The sequence below is a fragment of the Scardovia wiggsiae F0424 genome, assembly GCF_000269605.1.
GTDB lineage: Bacteria > Actinomycetota > Actinomycetes > Actinomycetales > Bifidobacteriaceae > Scardovia > Scardovia wiggsiae.
This window is the reverse complement of sequence record NZ_AKCI01000001.1, coordinates 996706-1013591: the sequence shown is the minus strand read 5'-3', so window position 1 is coordinate 1013591 and position 16886 is coordinate 996706. Positions and strand designations below refer to the sequence as shown.

Genomic DNA, 16886 nt, shown 5'->3' with positions numbered 1-16886 from the left:
CGCATAGGCGGCGCGTGCGGGGTTTATATTGACACGTTTATGTAAACTGGGACACTATGTATGAAAGACGGAATTATCTGCATATGGCATACCATGAGTCCGGTGAGGGCGGTGCTTCTCCCCGCGAAAGCATAAATCTGGATGGTATCAGCAGCGAAAGCCAGGTATCCCTGCGGGAGCTTCGTGAGTCCGATATTGACAGTATTGCCCGGATAGTCCAGAAAACATGGTTTTCTGCCATGGATAGCCCGGTTCCCGTCAGCCCTGATGGGGAGGAAAAAGATGGACGCGCCCCTGTTCCGGATCAGGCCCAGAATGAGAGCCAGGCCCGCAGAAAGTTTTACGCAGCGAAGTACGATTTCCTGTGGTACCTCAGCAGATGCACACATTCTGTGGTGGCAGAAGCCGACGGGAAACCTCTGGGGATAGTACTTGCTGATATATATTCATCCCACGAGTCCGGGGTACAGGCGCTCAAAGGGCAGGATACTATCTTTGCTGATTATGATACATGGATCCGTACCGCTGTCCCTGACGGGAATAAATATGCGGAAGCTATCCGGCAGGATGATGCGAGGACGCACGAATTATCCGATCCTGTAAAACCCCATACCGAGGCCGAGATCGTCCTGTTTATTGTTGACGGCAGTATGCGGGGGCAGGGCCTGGGCAAGGCACTGTGGCTCAGTATGCTTGAAACTCTTGACCGGCACAGGGTCAGAAGGTATTTCCTGTATACGGATACTGAATGCAACTATATGTTTTATGAATACCGCGGCCTTCTGCGTGTAGCTGAAAAAATAAATGCCAAAGGCCCTATGGGGGAGCCGCTTGACAAGTTCATATATCTTGGTTCGCCGACCGAAAGCCTGAGCGATGACGGGCAACGCCAATGAATACCGCAGGCCGGTGAAGCCGCGTTCACCGTATCTGCAGATATTTTCCCTGCCCGGCTCTGCGGCATTCTGTGCTGCTGCGGCTGTTGCCCGTATGCCTATGGCTATGGTCAGCCTGGGCATAGTCCTTGCCCTTAACCATTTGTATAAGGACTGGGCTACAGGGGGTTTCATGACCGCTTTGTATGTACTGTGTGCGGCCGTTGTCACCCCTGTGTATGCCAGGCTTTTCGACCGGTTCGGGCAGCGCAGCATAGGCCTGCTGCTGACCGCCCTTCAGACGGCGGGCTTTATCCTTTTTGCCGCCGCGGCGCAGAACCGCGTGCATCTGGCTCTTCTGTTCGTGCTGGCTGCGTATCTGGGTCTTACCTCATTCTCCATTGGGGCCCTTGTGAGGACCCGCTGGGCATGGGCAACAGCACAGCAGAACGGCAGCAGCCTGCTGGATACCGCATATTCCCTTGAATCTGCAGTCGATGAAACGGTTTTTATAATTGGTCCGATACTTGTGGCGTTCCTTGCTTCTGGAGGTACCCCCACGCTTCCGTTCTATGTATGTGCAGCCGCAGAGGGGATCGGCGGACTTGTCTTCTTCCTCCTACCTTCTGCAGCTTTTCATGCGGTGGATACATTGGCACTGTCGGGTGTCCCTGAGGGAGGGAATATCTCTCCGGCGCCTTCTGTTTCGCCGGCTGTGCAGGATGAGGCGGGCCGGGCCGATTATGATTCCAGCAGCACAGTTACATCGTCCGGGCTGGCAGACCGGCATCCTAAACGGCTGGCGTTTATGTATCCCGGCATGCTCCTCCTGTGCTGTGCCTTCATATCTTTTAACTCCACTTTCTCCGCTTTCGACGTGGCAATGACCGCCCTGATGAAATCTATGGGGCAGGAACGCCTGCTCGGGCTTCAGCTGGCCTTGTTTGCCGCAGGATCGTGCGCAGGGGCGATCCTGTTCGGCTCCCGGCAGCACCACGGCAATCCGTGGAGACGGCTCGTGATCCTTATGGCTTATCTGACATTGGGTTTTGTAGGGATTGCATTATTCTCGCGGAATATAGCTGTTATTGGTATTATCGAAGTCATAGCAGGATTAAGCGTAGCTCCGATCTTCGCTTCCGGCAATCTTATGGTCAAGGGGATAGTCCCCGCCTCATCCCTGACGGAGGGGCTGTCCTGGCTGTCAACTGCCAGTACGGTCGGTGCTGCGCTGGGCTCAGCGGTATGCGGCCGCATACTCGACAGCTTCGGCCCGGTCGCAGGCCTGTCTTCCTTATGGATACTGACTGCAGTTTCCCTTATTTTCCTTGCTGCAGGCTATATGAGATACGCGCGCCGTACGTAAAACCTGGGTAGAGAGTAGAATGGAAAGAAAGTTATGAGCGGTACTGCGGTCCGTGCGTGTAAACGGGAGCTCACGGACAGTACCGGAAGACAGATAAATTACAGACAGAAAATTGATAAGAATGAACAATAAGAACACTACTACGAAAAATACCGGAAAGAACAGCAGCAGGAACGGGGGCAGGAAGAAAAATACGGCCCGCCCGGGATCAAAGGCGAATGCGCCGCAGACCCGCTCTGCTGCGGCATCAAGGAACAGTGCTGATACCCGCGGAAACAGGATGGTTGCACCCCCTAAGTACCGTAAAGGGTCTATGCGCATCGTCCCGCTTGGAGGGTTAGGCGAGATAGGCCGCAATATGAATGTGGTCGAGTATAACGGGCATATCCTCCTTATTGACTGCGGTGTCCTTTTCCCTGAAGAGGAACAGCCGGGCGTGGATCTTATCCTCCCTGATTTTTCTTATATCCGCGGACGGCTTGATAAAGTTGAAGCCCTTGTGCTGACGCATGGGCATGAGGACCACATCGGCGCTGTCCCGTATCTGCTGCGGGAACGTCCGGATATCCCTCTGATCGGTTCAAAGCTCACCTTGGCATTCGTGGAGGCGAAATGCAAGGAACATCATATTGAACCTGTTATGCAGCCTGTTGAGGGCCGGGACAAGATGAAGGCGGGGCCTTTCAGCCTTGAATTTATTACGGTGACGCATTCTATCCCTGATGCACTTGCGGTATCTGTCAGGACACCTGCAGGGCATATTATCGACACAGGGGACATGAAGCTTGACCAGCTGCCGCTGGACCATAAGATCACTGATCTGCGTGAGTTCTCGCGGCTGGGCGAGCAGGGTGTGGATCTTCTTATGGCGGATTCCACGAATGCTGAAGTGCCCGGGTTCGTCAAACCGGAAACGTCGATCGGCCCGGCACTTGACAAGGCATTTGGCGATGCTAAGCGCAAGATAATCGTAGCCAGCTTCTCCAGCCATGTGCACCGGGTCCAGCAGGTCGTTGATGCTGCGCATAAGTATAACCGCAAGGTGGTTTTTGTAGGGCGCTCTATGGTCCGCAATATGGGCATTGCAGCTGATCTGGGCTATCTGCATCTTCCTGAAAACACTGTTGTAGACCTTAAAGAAGCCCGTGATATACGTGATGACCAGCTGGTGTATATGTGCACCGGGTCCCAGGGGGAGCCCATGGCAGCGTTGGGGCGTATAGCAGACGGGAACCATCAGGACATCACTATCAATGAATTTGATACCGTGATACTGGCCAGCTCCCTGATCCCGGGCAACGAACATGAAGTCTACAAGGTGATCAATAAGCTTGCCCGCCTCGGGGCGCGCGTAGTCAACCGCGATAATGCGGCTATCCATGTGTCAGGGCACTGCAATGAAGGCGAGCTCCTGTATTTCTACAATATCGTCCAGCCTAAATGCGCAATGCCTATCCACGGAGAGAACAGGCATCTTATTGCCAATGGCCTGGTAGCTGTCAAGACCGGTGTGGATCCCAAGAATGTCGTTCTTGCCGAGGACGGTGATGTCGTTGACCTGTACCATGGACAGGCTGCTATCGTTGGCAGTGTCCCCTGCGGATACGTCTATGTCGATGGTACTTCTGTCGGCGAGATCACAGAAGATGAGCTGGAAAAGCGCCGCATCCTGAGCGAGGAAGGCTTTGTTTCCAGTTTCGTTGTAGTAGACACTGACAGGAATGAGGTCATCAGCGGGCCGAAGATCTATCTGAATGCTGTCGCTGAGGATGAAAGCGAATTTAATGAAGTCCGTGCCCAGATCGTGCTGGACCTTGAGAATGCGATGCTTTCCGGGACAAAAGACACTTACCAGCTCCAGCAGAAGATGCGCCGTACGCTGGGCGGATGGATCGGGCGCAAGCTCCGCCGCCGCCGGCCTATGATCGTCCCTGTCGTTGCAGACCTTGCACGGGATGTTATTCAGCATGATTAATACAATATATAGTAAAGAAAAAGGAAAACCAGCAAACCAGCCCCAAACCAAGCATCCGGGCAGCCGTGCGAAAAACTAAGGAGAAAAATGCCGGGTACGAACCTTACACGCGAAGAAGCAGCAGAACGTAAAGCTGTTATTGGCGAAACCAATTACCGGGTCCATCTTGACCTCACAGGGAATATCCCAGGCCATGCCTCGCCGGAAACAGGGGATGAGGCTAATTTTATATCGACTACTACGGTCAATTTTGACGCCAGGCCGGGTTCCAGCACTTTCCTTGACATAGTTGCTGACGAGATCATGACTGTCAAAGTCAACGGCAAGGAGCTTGACCCTGCCAAAGTTTACAAGGATTCCCGCATAAGCCTTACCGGGCTGCAGGAGAACAATTCGGTGGCTGTGGTGGCCAAGTGCCAGTATTCACGGACGGGGGAAGGCCTGCATCGCAGCGTAGATCCCAGTGACGGCAAGGTCTACCTGTATTCACAGTTTGAAGTCCCGGATGCCCGCCGCGTTTATGCTGTATTTGACCAGCCGGATATAAAAGCTACTTTCGATTTCTCCGTAGCAGCCCCGTCTGAATGGGAAGTCATTTCCAACCAGCCCACAGCGTATACGCCTGAAGTTGCTCCGGATGATGACAGCATCCGCTTCTGGACATTCAAATCTACCCCGGTCATGTCCCCCTACCTTACAGCTATATGCGCCGGCCCGTATGCCAAGTGGAGCACTGCGCATACCCTGGCCAGCGGCAGGAATGTGCCGATGAGCATATACTGCCGTCAGGCTTTGAAAGATGCTGCATCCGGGGATGTAGACTATCTTTTTGATATCACTGCCAAAGGCATGGATTTTTATAACAGCACATGGGCTGTAGAATACCCTTATGAAAAGTATGATCAGATATTCGTGCCCGAATATAACGCGGGTGCTATGGAGAATATCGGCTGTGTGACTATCCGTGATTCCTATATCTATGAATCGAAAACTACCGATGCCAGCAAAGAACGCCGCGTAGTCACTGTCCTCCATGAGCTGGCCCACATGTGGTTCGGCGACCTGGTGACCATGAAATGGTGGAATGACCTGTGGCTGAATGAATCCTTCGCTGAATTTACATCGACCCTTGCGGCTGCTGAGGCAACTGAGTGGAAAGATACGTGGGCAACATTCTGCTCTGGTGAAAAAAGCTGGGGGCAGGCTGAAGATGAAAAGCCTACAACCCACCCTATCGTTGCCCCTATCAATGACCTCAATGATACGTATGTGAATTTTGACGGCATCACATATGCAAAAGGTGCGTCTGTGCTTCGCCAGCTTGTAGCCTATACTGGCCGAAGCCAGTTCTTCCAGGGGATCCATAACTACCTGGAAAAACATAAGTACGGCAATGCTACGCTGGATGACCTCCTTTCCGAGCTGGAAGCGACATCCGGACGCGACCTGAAAAAGTGGTCGGGCCTGTGGCTTGAACAGTCCGGAGTCAATACCATTTCTGCGGAAGTCAGGGTTGCCCCTGACTGCACGATCGAAGAGCTTGCTTTAGTGCAGACTGCCCCCGCTGATAACTCCGTGCTGCGTCCGCACCGCCTTGCAGTCGGCTTCTATAATGCTGATGATGACGGCAATATTGTCCGTACTGACCGTATTGAGCTTGATGTTGATGGGGAGCGTACTGTTGTATCTGATGCGCAGGGGCGCAAACGACCTGATTTTATCCTGATCAATGATGATGATCTGACATATACCAAGATCCGCCTTGATCCGGAATCACTCCGGTTTGCTTTGGGGCATCTGGACCGTTTCACTGACCCGCTTGCGCGTGCGATCACGTGGCTGAGCCTGTGGGATATGGCCCGCAGCGCTGAGCTCCCTGCGCAGTCCTTCATTGATACTTCACTGAAGGCCCTGGTAACAGAGAGGGAATCGACAACCTTCCGTTACGCGCTTGGGCAGGTCAATACTGCTGCGAGCTTTTACGTGGCGCCTAACAGGCGTGATGCGGCTATCGGACAGGTATCCGATGAGCTGTGGCATCTGGCCCAGGCTGCTTCGGCAGGGTCGGATGAACAGTTCCAGCTCCTCACGGCATATGCGAACTACTGTGTGGGCTCGGAATTCGACCGCCGTACGCAGGGCCTGCTTGACGGGACTATTGTGCTTCCAGGCCTTGAGATCGACAACAACCTGCGCTGGTTTATTACCATCTGCCGTGCACGTGCGGGTGTGATCACCAACGATGATATCGATGCTGAACTGTCCAGGCATGATACAACAGAAAACCGCGAGTTCGCGTATAAGGCCAAAGCTTCCATCCCGACCCCTGAAGCAAAGCAGTGGGCATTCGAGCAGGCACTGCACAATGGGGAGCTGACGAATTCGCAGATCGAAGCGGTGGCCGAGGGGTTCGGCCTCAATAACCGCCCTGAGCTGTATGCCGGATATGTATCGCGGTTTTTTGACAGCATTGACTGGATATGGGAAAACAAGACGTTCCATATGAGCGAGACCCTTATCTGCCCGCTCAGCGGTGCCGGACTGTATCCGCAGTTTGCGCATCCGTCAGACCTCGCCGCTGCAGGGAAAGCGTGGCTGGATTCCCATAGGGATGCTGACCGTGCTTTGCGCCGCATGGTGGAAGAAAATATGGATTCTTCCTTACGGGTGCTCAAGGTGCAGAAGTATAACGCTGGCCTGTAAACAGGGTTTGGGTCCGTTTTCTACTATTCCAGGAGGATATATGCCACGTTTATTTGGGACCGATGGTGCACGCGGTTTAGCGAACGGTTTTTTGACTCCCAGGCTTGCCCTTGATATGGGGGATGCCGCTGCCCGCGTCCTGGGAAACAGCAGTACTGCTGCAGACAGCGATGATGCGCATCACGGCCGCCGCCGCGCGCTCGTGGGACGCGATACCCGTGTATCGGGGGATTTCCTCGCCGCTGCACTGTCAGCGGGGATGAGCTCCGCCGGATTCGATGTGCTTGATGTAGGTATAATCCCGACCCCCGGCGTTGCTTATCTGACATCAGTGCTGAATGTGGAAATGGGTGCAGTGATATCCGCGTCCCATAACCCTATGCCGGACAACGGCATCAAGTTTTTTGCGCGCGGCGGCTTCAAACTCCCTGATGCTAAAGAGGATGAGATCGAAAGCATTATGGGCTCTGACTGGCAGCGTCCCACCGGCGCGGGTGTAGGCAGGATCTCGCATGATATAACGACAGCCACCAATATGTATATCGACCATCTTGTGGATACTATTGCTCCTGCGGATAAAGGCGGCACCCGGCCCCAGCCTCTGCGCGGGCTGCGCATCGTTGCCGACTGTGCCAATGGCGCTACATCCGTAGTGGCTCCGGAAGCTTTGCGCCGTACGGGTGCTGATGTTGTGGTCATCAACGCCTCGCCGGACGGCTATAATATCAACGACCATGCCGGTTCCACCCACCCCGAGCAGCTCCAGGCTATGGTCAGGGCATCCGGCGCCCAGATGGGCGTTGCGTTTGATGGTGATGCTGACCGATGCCTTGCAGTAGATGAAGACGGTACCATGGTGAACGGCGACCAGATCATGGGCATACTCGCCCGGGCGTATAAACGCGAAGGCAAGCTCAGCCATGACACCCTCGTTATTACGGTTATGAGCAATCTTGGCCTGATCCTGGCGCTTAAGGATATGGGGATCAAAACAGTGCAGACTAACGTCGGCGACCGCTATGTGCTTGAAGAGATGCTCCGTGGGGATTACACCCTCGGAGGCGAACAGTCCGGCCATGTGATCAACCGTGAATTTGCTACGACAGGCGACGGTACCCTTACTGCTTTGCGTTTATGCTATGAGGTCATGGATTCAGGCAGGAGCCTTAAAGATCTTGCTGCCGATTTCCCCCAGCTCCCACAGCAGCTTATCAACGTCCCCAATGTTGATAAACTGTCTGCCGGCACTAATGCGAAAGTGCAGGAAGCGGTCTGCCGTGAGGAAAAGCTTCTTGCTGATACCGGGCGTGTCCTGCTGCGGCCGTCAGGCACGGAACCGCTGGTAAGGGTCATGGTCGAGGCGGCAACACAGGAGCAGGCTGATGAAGTTTGCAGGCGCCTGGCTGATGTTGTGGCATCTGAACTGGCACTGTAGCAGCGTTATAGCGTCATCAGCATATGATCGCAGGATACGGGCCGCCGGGTGCCCGGATGCGCATGGTATGCAGCAGAGAAAGGCAGGAATATGGCTTGGGACAAGGCACATATCGATACAGAGCTAGACCGTGAGGTGCGTGAGCTCCTTTCTGCGGCGGATGGGAACGGGACGCTCCCTATCGTACAGATGGGGGAGCCGGTGCTGCGGCTGAAGACTGTGCGGTATACCGGACAGCTGCGGCAGAGCACACTTGACCGGCTGAAAAAATGCATGCGCAAGACTATGCTTGATGCTCCGGGCGTAGGGCTTGCAGGCCCGCAGATCGGGCTGGGGCTTTCCCTCGCTGTGATTGAGGACCATGCGCGGCCTCAGGCAGATAACAGTTCTGAGTATTCGGATGAGGCCCGGGACCCGCGCGGTATTTCCGATGTCCCGTTTTATATGGTCATCAACCCGTCGTATGAACCGCTGGGCAGCGAAACTGCGAGCTTTTACGAAGGCTGCCTTTCCTTTGACGGGTATCAGGCTGTGCGGAAGCGCTGGCTGAATATCAAAGCCCATTGGTTCGACGAAAATAATGTTGAGCATGAGGCTGACCTGCATAACTGGCACGCCCGCATTTTCCAGCATGAGACCGACCATCTGAACGGGGAAGTGTATATTGACAGGGCCGAGATCCGAAGCATGTCGTCATATGATAATCTTGACGAGTACTGGGCTTATGACCCTGATCCCTCAGAAGCTGCAGAAATATTAGGTTTTGATATTTAAAGGTGCCGGCATCGGATCCATGCGGCCGGATCTTAGCTGAAATAGAACCCGGTGAAGGTATAGCAGTATACGGAATCTGTCCTGCTGATGCCTGATGCGGTAAACCGGACGAGTTCATCCCCCTGGGGGCTGTATATCCCCCACGTATGCTGCTGCGCGGTGTTGGCAAGGACCAGCATGGTATGGCTGGTATCGCCTGAAGTGCTGCTTTGGGGCACGGGTATCATCTGGGCGTTGGAGTACCGCGGGGAATAGGGGATGTCGAAGGATGAGGCCAGGGTATAGGTGCCTGAGTTTTCATCTACGCGATATATGTAAAAACGTGACTTATACCGGGAAAGGTCCCCCTGGGAAACTGTATTGACGCCGGGAACCATGCCGGGCCAGCTGACGGCAGTATTGGTAGGGCTGTAGCCGTAGTTGTTGTTGAACATATACACGAGATGCTGCCCGTCACCCAGCGGCTGGAGCTCCGCACCCTCTCCGGTGCCGGAGGGCTGGGATGTGCCGTCTGAAGCCTCAGCCGTATGTTTTTTCCTGCGTAGGCTGTTATATTCGCTGATCCATGAATTCGCATCCCCGTCATCAAGCTGCTCAACGCTGTGCTGCCCTGCATGGGTACTGAAATCTTCACTTTTGCGGTAGAGGTAGTCAGAGTAGACAGTTGCATCCCATATCTGATGCGGGCCAAGGAAATAGGTGATGGAAGGCTGCGACGCAGCGGTGCCTGCAGCATCTGCTGAAGTGCTGCCTGGAGTGCTGTCCCCGGAGGAGGCGCCTGAAGCTGATGAAGCAGGTGAAGCAGCGCTGTCAGGGAGCCGGATCTTCATAACAGTTGATGTTTCCTGCGAGCTGACAATGACCGAGCCCCCGGGCACGTACTGGATCGAATCCAGCATCAGCCAGTTCCAGCGCAGGTCATTGTCTGTGGACAGCGGCCGCCGGGTGGTTTTGCGGTAGTCGTTGAGCAAGGTGCTGAAATTGATGTATTCGGTTGCAGTGCCTGTGACGCTGCTGACCTTCACTATAAGGTTGTTCGTATCAAGCTGTGATTTATCTGAAGCGATAAGGAGGAGGTTCCCCTGGCTGTCAAAAGTGTGGGCGCTGTTTATCTGGTAGATGCTGGGGATGTTGAAAATGCTGACCAGCTTGCCCCGGCTGTCCATTGCGCTGATCTGGTTGAAGTCGCTGACGTAGTACATAAGGCCGTCGTGGAAGGAAAAATTTTTCCCATGGTTGTTCATCATGGGGAATTCAGCGCGCAGTATCCCGTCTGCGTCATACAGGTAAACGTAGTCGCGCGAATTCGTCCCCAGCCCAAAAACTGCGAACAGCCCCCGGGCAAGCCCGGCGCGGATACCCTTATCTGTTTCCCTGAACCGTGCTGTAACAGTTTTTTTCAGCCTGACAGGCGCAGAACCCCACAGGTCGCCCGTAACATAAGTGAACTTCTGTATGTCTGTATGGCCGTCTTCGTAAGTGACAGTATAGGTCACTATATTTTTTGCTGCAGGGATAAGCCCGATAACGCTGAATTCATGGGATGTCTGATATATCTGCTTCTGGAAGGCGCTGCGGGTGAAAGCGGGATAGGACCTGTCTTCCGGTGTTGACACAGTATAGCTGACTTTTGCAGGGGAATCGGTCTCAAAGTACGTGTACAGCGATGTCGTATTTGTACCGTATGGATTGGCAAGGACCAGCATGTTGCCGGGCGTATAGCGGCGTGATTTTTTGTAACTGTCGATTTTCTGCTGTGCCTGGTCCTGATAGTCAAGCGTATAGATTTTCTTTATCCGGTCTGTAAGGACAGTAGTGGCAGCAAGGCTGTTTTTTGCACGGTAATACTGCCGGGTCGTCCATATCCCCAGCACGCCGATCATCGCAATAACAGTAAGGGTGATGATCCATTTAAATGCCCGGTAACGCGGTTTTTCGGCCATATCTTTGCGCTGGCGGGTCCGTATATCATGTGCCCTCAGGAAAGCCTGCCCGGTGCCGGCAGCGCGCGTTCCGGGATCAGGGACTACAGCTACATGTGAGGGATTGCGTCCGGCAGCCTTCCGCGGATCCCGTCCGTCTGCTGTGCGGGCAGGGCTGCTATGGGTATCGGCCATATATCCCCCTGGTGCTGTTTGCTGCTGTCTGAGTGCTGATAGAACAATATTTTCCATTCTAATACTAATATCCTGCCTGCCTATTCTGCTTCCGGACGTGTGCGGTTTTGCCCGATGAGTACGCTGAAAGATATGTCTATACAGGAATTTGATTACTGGCATCAGGACAGGCATGTCAATCCGCAGCATCTGGAATCAGTCGCAGCTTTCCACAGGGCAGGGATCAAAGACGCAGCGGGGCATGGGGGCGGACTTGGCGTTGAGATCGAACATCTGCCTGTCCGGACGGCAGATAACCCTGTTTCTGCACCGGAAGGTACGGCTGTCACCTATGCTGAGGAACATGGCATCCGCAGTGTACTGGAAGACCTCAGAGGGCTGTATGATCCCGCTGAAGAGGTGTACGAGGGGGATTTCCTGCTGGGCCTGGGGAAAGAGGGTATCAGGATCTCGCTGGAGCCCGGCGGGCAGATAGAATGCTCATTCAGTGTGGTACATTCTGCCGGCGGGCTGGAAAGGCTTTATGCCGATTTCCTCCAGAATATCGGGCCGGCCCTGCGCCGGCACGGTGTACAGCTGGTAACCCAGGGATATCAGCCGCATTCCCTCAGCGAAGATATTGATGTCATCCCCAGGAAGCGCTACCGGTGTATGGACGCCTACTTTGGCAGGATGTCGGGCTTCGGGCGCAATATGATGCGAGCATCAGCATCTGTGCAGATCAGCATTGATTATTTCAGCGAAGAAGATGCTGTCGCTAAAATGCGTACCGGGACAGCACTGGGTCCTGTCCTTGCCTACTTCTTCCGCAATTCCCCCTATTTTGAAGGGCAGGCCAGCCCTTACCGCCTTCTGCGGCAGCATTTCTGGACACGTATCGGAAATAGCCGCGCCGGTGTTACGCCGGGGCTTTTTGACGGCAATTTCGGCTTTGAACAGGCTGCATATAATGTCCTAGCATCACCCCTTATGGTTGCGGATGTTACGCAGACCCCTGAATATGCGCAGGAAAGTGACCCTGTCCGCATAGCGGCCTTTGATAATGCTGCCGATGTGTATCCTGACCGCGCGCTCAATGATTATGAGATATCCCATATCATCTCTACGCATTTTAATGATGTGCGCCTGAAGAACTTTATCGAGCTGCGGCACTGGGATTCGCTTCCGATCGGGCGGACCGTACAGCTGCTGCGCTGTGTTGCGCATGTGTTCTATGACCGGGAAGCATTCACGGAGGCCAGCAGCTATGTCAGCGGGATCCGGGAAGTTGATGTCGAAGAGTGCAAGCTCGGCCTCCAGGTGTATGGCGATGCTGCGCTGCCGTACGGGCGTCCGCTTGATTTCTGGCGAAGGCTCCTGGGCCTTGACAGGGACGGGACATATCGCGGGCGTTAGCTATCTTTGTAATGTTTGTATAGGACTTGTGAGCTGCTTGAGGAGGCGGTCTTAATGGAGTCAAAGCTTGAAGCAGTCACCCAGCTGGCGAAAAGGCGGGGGTTCGTATTCCCCGCGGGAGAGATCTACGGAGGCACACGTTCCGCATGGGATTACGGCCCTCTGGGCGTTGCACTCAAAGACAATATCAAGCATGAGTGGTGGCGTTCCATGGTGACCACGCGCGGCGATGTAGTCGGTGTTGATACGTCAGTCATCCTTCCCAGCGAAGTATGGGTCGCTTCCGGGCATGTCAATGTCTTTAATGACCCGCTGGTTGAATGCCTGAACTGCCACAAGCGCTTCCGTGCAGACCATCTTGAAGAGCATTATGAGGCTAAACATGGCCATACGCCTGAGGGTATGGGTGTTATACCGTGCCCTGAGTGCGGCACTGTAGGCAAATGGACCCAGCCCCGCGATTTCAATATGATGCTCCGCACCCATCTGGGGCCTGTTGAAGATGAGAATTCGCTGCATTATCTCCGCCCGGAAACGGCGCAGGGTATTTTCGTTGATTTTGCGGAAGTCCTGGGGACTTCCCGTCAGAAGCCCCCTTTCGGCATTGCCAATATGGGCAAAAGCTTCCGCAATGAGATCACTCCGGGGAATTTCATTTTCCGTACACGCGAGTTTGAGCAGATGGAGATGGAATTCTTCGTTGTCCCGGGGACCGATGAAGAGTGGCATCAGTACTGGATCGATGCACGCCGCCAGTGGTATGTCGATCTTGGTATTAACCCTGATAACCTCCGCCTGTATGAGCATCCGAAGGAGAAACTGTCCCATTATTCCAAGCGTACAGTGGATATTGAGTATAAGTTCGGTTTCCAGGGCTCTGACTGGGGGGAGCTTGAAGGCATAGCAAACCGCACCGACTATGACCTGAACGCACATTCGCAGCATTCCGGCAAGGACCTGAGCTATTTTGACCAGGCTTCCGGCGAGCGTTTCATACCGTACGTGATAGAGCCTGCCGCAGGGCTGACCCGTTCGCTTATGGCATTCCTTGTTGATGCGTATGATGTGGATGAAGCCCCCAATACTAAGGGAGGGGTTGATACCCGTACGGTCTTGCGCCTTGATCCGCGGCTGTCGCCGGTGAAGGCGGCGGTTTTCCCGCTGTCGAGGAAACCCGAACTCCAGGGCATTGCCCATAACCTTGCCGATGATCTCCGCGAGGATGGCTGGGATATCGATTACGATGAGGCGGGTGCTATCGGACGCCGGTACCGCCGCCAGGATGAAATCGGTACCCCGCTGTGCGTTACTGTTGATTTTGACACGCTGGATGATCAGGCTGTGACCATCCGTGAGCGCGATACCATGAAGCAGGAGCGTGTAGCCCTGGACCGTGTTGCAGGCTATGTAGGGGCGTTTATTAAAGATAAGCGCAATACGTATCCGCGCACCCCTGAAGCTGTCCGCGCGGCTGCCGCTGCATAGGTCCGGTGTTTTTATGGCAGGGATGGGCCAGAAAGGGGTTTTGCCCGGCTTCATGCTCGGTACCCACACAGTAAGCGTACCCGTTGTCCTGTCGCCGATGGCGGGGGTGACGAACTGGCCGTTCCGGGTCTTATGCGAGGAATATGGTCCTGACGGGCTGTATATTGCAGAGATGGTGACTGCGCGTGCTTTAACTGCGCGCAATCCTAAAGCTTTCCGTCTGTGCCGCTTTGCGCCTTCGGAAAAGTTCCGTTCCCTCCAGCTGTACGGGGTTGACCCTGCGATCGTTGAAGAGGCAGCCCGGATGGTCGTTGACGGCAATATGGCAGACCATATTGACCTTAATTTTGGTTGTCCGGTCCCTAAAGTCACCCGCCGCGGAGGAGGGTCTGCCCTGCCCTGGAAGACGGGGCTCCTCAAGGATATTATCCGCAGGGTGGTGCGTGTGTGCAGCCCTGCCGGTATCCCGGTAACAGCAAAGATCCGCGTGGGTATTGATGATTCGCATGAAACGATGATTGAAGCTGCGCATATCATAGAGTCTGAGGGATGCGCTTATGTTACGCTCCATGCCCGTACAACAGCCCAGTATTACGGAGGGCATTCTGACTGGTCGCAGATAAGCAGGCTGAAAGAGTGTGTGTCAATACCTGTTATAGGGAACGGCGATATCTGGACTGCAGAAGATGCCATTGCCATGTCCAACCAGACCGGGTGCGACGGTGTGGCTGTTGGGCGGGGATGCCAGGGGCGTCCGTGGCTTTTTGCGGATATCAGGAATGCGTTCGCCGGCAGCAGCAGCCGTACTGACCCGGATCTCGGGCAGGTCGCCCGGGTGATTATGCGGCATGCGCAGCTGCTGACTGAATATTGTGACGGCGATGAGCAGATGGCTGTCCGCGATCTGCGCAAGCATATTGCGTGGTACCTTAAGGGTTTCCCTGTTGGAGGGCATACCCGGTCGGCTTTTATGCGCTGCGAGTCCCTGGCCGACGTACGCCGCGAGCTGGACAGGCTTGATCCCGGTGCGCGCTTCCCCCGGGAGCTTGCTGATAAGCCGCGCGGGCGGACACGCTATGCCAGAAAGGTCCATCTGCCGTATGGATGGCTGGAATCGCACTCCCTTACAGATGCTGAGCGTGCAAACATATTTGAGGGCGATGTTGATGATGCGTCATACTGACCACAGGGGGAGGGGAATGACCCCTCAGCCTTCCCATCGCAGGCATATCCCCGCCCGGCAGCATAACGGCGGCTTGCCCGATCCCATGTTTCAGCAGACATTCACAATTCCTTCATAAAGTTATACTTAAAACACACATTTTTTACGAAATGTCTTTATTTTTTGCGAACATTTATATGTAATAGTTTTTTGCGTTAAAGTTGTGTATAGCGTTGAAAATTGCATAACGACAGGAGCAGCATGACCGACCTTGACCCAAATGAAGAGATGAACAGTAAAACAGTCATTAAGGTTGTAGGCGTCGGCGGTGGCGGCGGGAATGCTGTCAACCGTATGATCGACGAGGGCATTGCAGGCGTTGAGTTTGTAGCTGTTAATACTGATATGAAGGATCTTAACAAAAGTGATGCGGATGTGCGCATCGCTTTGACGGATTCTTCCAGCCGGGGCCTTGGGGCCGGTGCAGATCCTGAGCGTGGTGCAAAGGCCGCGCAGGACCATCAGAGTGAGATCGAGCAGGTCCTTAAAGGCGCGGATATGGTATTTGTGACTGCCGGGGAAGGCGGCGGCACCGGTACCGGCGCCAGCCCAATCGTAGCGCGTGCTGCACGCCAGCAGGGTGCCGTAACTATTGGTGTGGTAACAAAACCTTTCAGTTTTGAAGGCGGGCGACGCGCGGCATCGGCTGAGGACGGGATTGAGAAGCTCCGTAAAGAAGTGGATGCCCTTATCGTCATCCCGAATGACCGCCTCCAGGATATGGATATCAAGGGCATGAATATCCGCGAAGTATTCCAGATGGCTGATACGTCCCTTATGTCGGGAGTGCGCTGCATCACAGACCTGATCTCCAGCACTAACCCCACGATCAACGTTGACTTCCAGGATGTCAGTTCTGTCCTGCAGAATGCAGGGACGGCGATGTTCGGTATCGGGCATGCCCGCGGTGAAGACAGGGCTGTCCAGGCGGCTGAGATCGCTGTCAACTCGCCGCTCCTTGATACCCCTATTGATGGCGCTACCAGCCTCCTGGTAAATATTGCGGGTCCGACTGATATGGGCTTTGAAGAGTTCACCCAGGCATCTGAGCTTGTTAATAAGTATGCTGCTAAAGGGGCAAATATCATTATCGGCCTGGTTAATGATGATGCTTATGGTGATGAGGTAGTCGTCTCTGTTATTGCAACAGGTTTTGAAGGGGTCGCCCGGGATGAAAGCCGTGCTCCTGGCCGCAGCATTCCAAGCCAGCTGATAGCAGATGAAACTTCTGAAGAGCCTGTTATTGGCAGGGCCGGTGCCGGCGATACCGCTGCTGATGCTTCTGCATACAGGGAAGCTGCGCCGCATGCTGAGCCCGCCGGTACTGCTGATGATACAGGTGAACGCCCTGCAGTATCTGAGGCTTCCCAGCCGCATCCGCAGGAACAGCACAGCCAGGATACGCAGCCGGCACAGCCCGCGCAGCCGGCCCGGCCAAAACAGGATGATACCCCTGAAATACCTGAAGCCGACCCTGACGATGGCCTTATTATCCCTGACTTCCTGCGCTGAAGCAGGGAATTACCTTAAGGAGGTATG

At 54.5% G+C, this 16886-nt stretch carries 10 protein-coding genes and 1 pseudogene; 10 read left to right on the top strand and 1 reads right to left on the bottom strand.

The features are described 5' to 3' along the window. Positions 1-56: 56 nt before the first annotated feature. From HMPREF9156_RS0104530 to HMPREF9156_RS0104505, 6 genes and pseudogenes are all read left to right on the top strand, one after another. Positions 57-743, top strand: a pseudogene (locus HMPREF9156_RS0104530) (GNAT family N-acetyltransferase); the annotation flags it as partial. A gap of 166 nt (positions 744-909) precedes the next feature. Beyond that, positions 910-2241, top strand: coding sequence for an MFS transporter (locus HMPREF9156_RS0104525; RefSeq protein ID WP_390156901.1), 1332 nt, complete (start codon positions 910-912; stop codon positions 2239-2241). A gap of 121 nt (positions 2242-2362) precedes the next feature. Further along, positions 2363-4216 carry a ribonuclease J gene (locus HMPREF9156_RS0104520; RefSeq protein WP_007147604.1) on the top strand — a complete coding sequence of 618 codons (1854 nt, stop codon included), beginning with the start codon at positions 2363-2365 and terminating at the stop codon, positions 4214-4216. 87 nt (positions 4217-4303) lie between these two features. After that, positions 4304-6919 carry an aminopeptidase N gene (pepN, locus tag HMPREF9156_RS0104515; RefSeq protein WP_007147603.1) on the top strand — a complete coding sequence of 872 codons (2616 nt, stop codon included), beginning with the start codon at positions 4304-4306 and terminating at the stop codon, positions 6917-6919. A gap of 40 nt (positions 6920-6959) precedes the next feature. Next, entirely contained in the window at positions 6960-8354 is a 1395-nt protein-coding gene (gene glmM, locus HMPREF9156_RS0104510) for a phosphoglucosamine mutase (RefSeq protein ID WP_007147602.1), read from the top strand. A 90-nt stretch (positions 8355-8444) separates the two neighbouring features. Then, entirely contained in the window at positions 8445-9128 is a 684-nt protein-coding gene (locus HMPREF9156_RS0104505; RefSeq protein WP_007147601.1) for a peptide deformylase, read from the top strand. Positions 9129-9160: 32 nt separating this feature from the next. Here the strand turns inward: HMPREF9156_RS0104505 and HMPREF9156_RS0104500 are convergent, their stop codons facing one another. After that, positions 9161-11245 (bottom strand): aryl-sulfate sulfotransferase, encoded by a 2085-nt coding sequence (locus HMPREF9156_RS0104500; protein WP_007147600.1) that lies wholly within the window; start codon positions 11243-11245, stop codon positions 9161-9163. Between the two features lie 132 nt (positions 11246-11377). Here HMPREF9156_RS0104500 and HMPREF9156_RS0104495 point away from each other — a divergent pair, with 132 nt between their 5' ends. From HMPREF9156_RS0104495 to ftsZ, 4 genes are all read left to right on the top strand, one after another. After that, positions 11378-12640, top strand: a complete 1263-nt coding sequence (locus HMPREF9156_RS0104495) for a glutamate-cysteine ligase family protein (protein ID WP_007147599.1) — start codon at positions 11378-11380, stop codon at positions 12638-12640. 54 nt (positions 12641-12694) lie between these two features. After that, a complete protein-coding gene (locus tag HMPREF9156_RS0104490; protein ID WP_007147598.1) occupies positions 12695-14125 on the top strand; it encodes a glycine--tRNA ligase in 1431 nt (476 codons plus the stop codon). Positions 14126-14138: 13 nt separating this feature from the next. Beyond that, positions 14139-15308 (top strand): tRNA dihydrouridine synthase DusB, encoded by a 1170-nt coding sequence (gene dusB, locus HMPREF9156_RS0104485; protein ID WP_007147597.1) that lies wholly within the window; start codon positions 14139-14141, stop codon positions 15306-15308. 240 nt (positions 15309-15548) lie between these two features. Next, positions 15549-16859 (top strand): cell division protein FtsZ, encoded by a 1311-nt coding sequence (gene ftsZ / locus HMPREF9156_RS0104480; protein ID WP_007147596.1) that lies wholly within the window; start codon positions 15549-15551, stop codon positions 16857-16859. Positions 16860-16886: the final 27 nt, after the last annotated feature.

Bases quoted from the DNA above. Each gene is read 5' to 3' on its own strand.
- ftsZ (WP_007147596.1), top strand. From the start codon at position 15,549: ATGACCGACCTTGACCCAAATGAAGAGATGAACAGTAAAACAGTCATT.
- dusB (WP_007147597.1), top strand. From the start codon at position 14,139: ATGGCAGGGATGGGCCAGAAAGGGGTTTTGCCCGGCTTCATGCTCGGT.
- HMPREF9156_RS0104520 (WP_007147604.1), top strand. From the start codon at position 2,363: ATGAACAATAAGAACACTACTACGAAAAATACCGGAAAGAACAGCAGC.
- HMPREF9156_RS0104490 (WP_007147598.1), top strand. From the start codon at position 12,695: ATGGAGTCAAAGCTTGAAGCAGTCACCCAGCTGGCGAAAAGGCGGGGG.
- pepN (WP_007147603.1), top strand. From the start codon at position 4,304: ATGCCGGGTACGAACCTTACACGCGAAGAAGCAGCAGAACGTAAAGCT.
- HMPREF9156_RS0104495 (WP_007147599.1), top strand. From the start codon at position 11,378: ATGTCTATACAGGAATTTGATTACTGGCATCAGGACAGGCATGTCAAT.
- HMPREF9156_RS0104505 (WP_007147601.1), top strand. From the start codon at position 8,445: ATGGCTTGGGACAAGGCACATATCGATACAGAGCTAGACCGTGAGGTG.
- HMPREF9156_RS0104500 (WP_007147600.1), bottom strand. From the start codon at position 11,245: ATGGCCGATACCCATAGCAGCCCTGCCCGCACAGCAGACGGACGGGAT.
- glmM (WP_007147602.1), top strand. From the start codon at position 6,960: ATGCCACGTTTATTTGGGACCGATGGTGCACGCGGTTTAGCGAACGGT.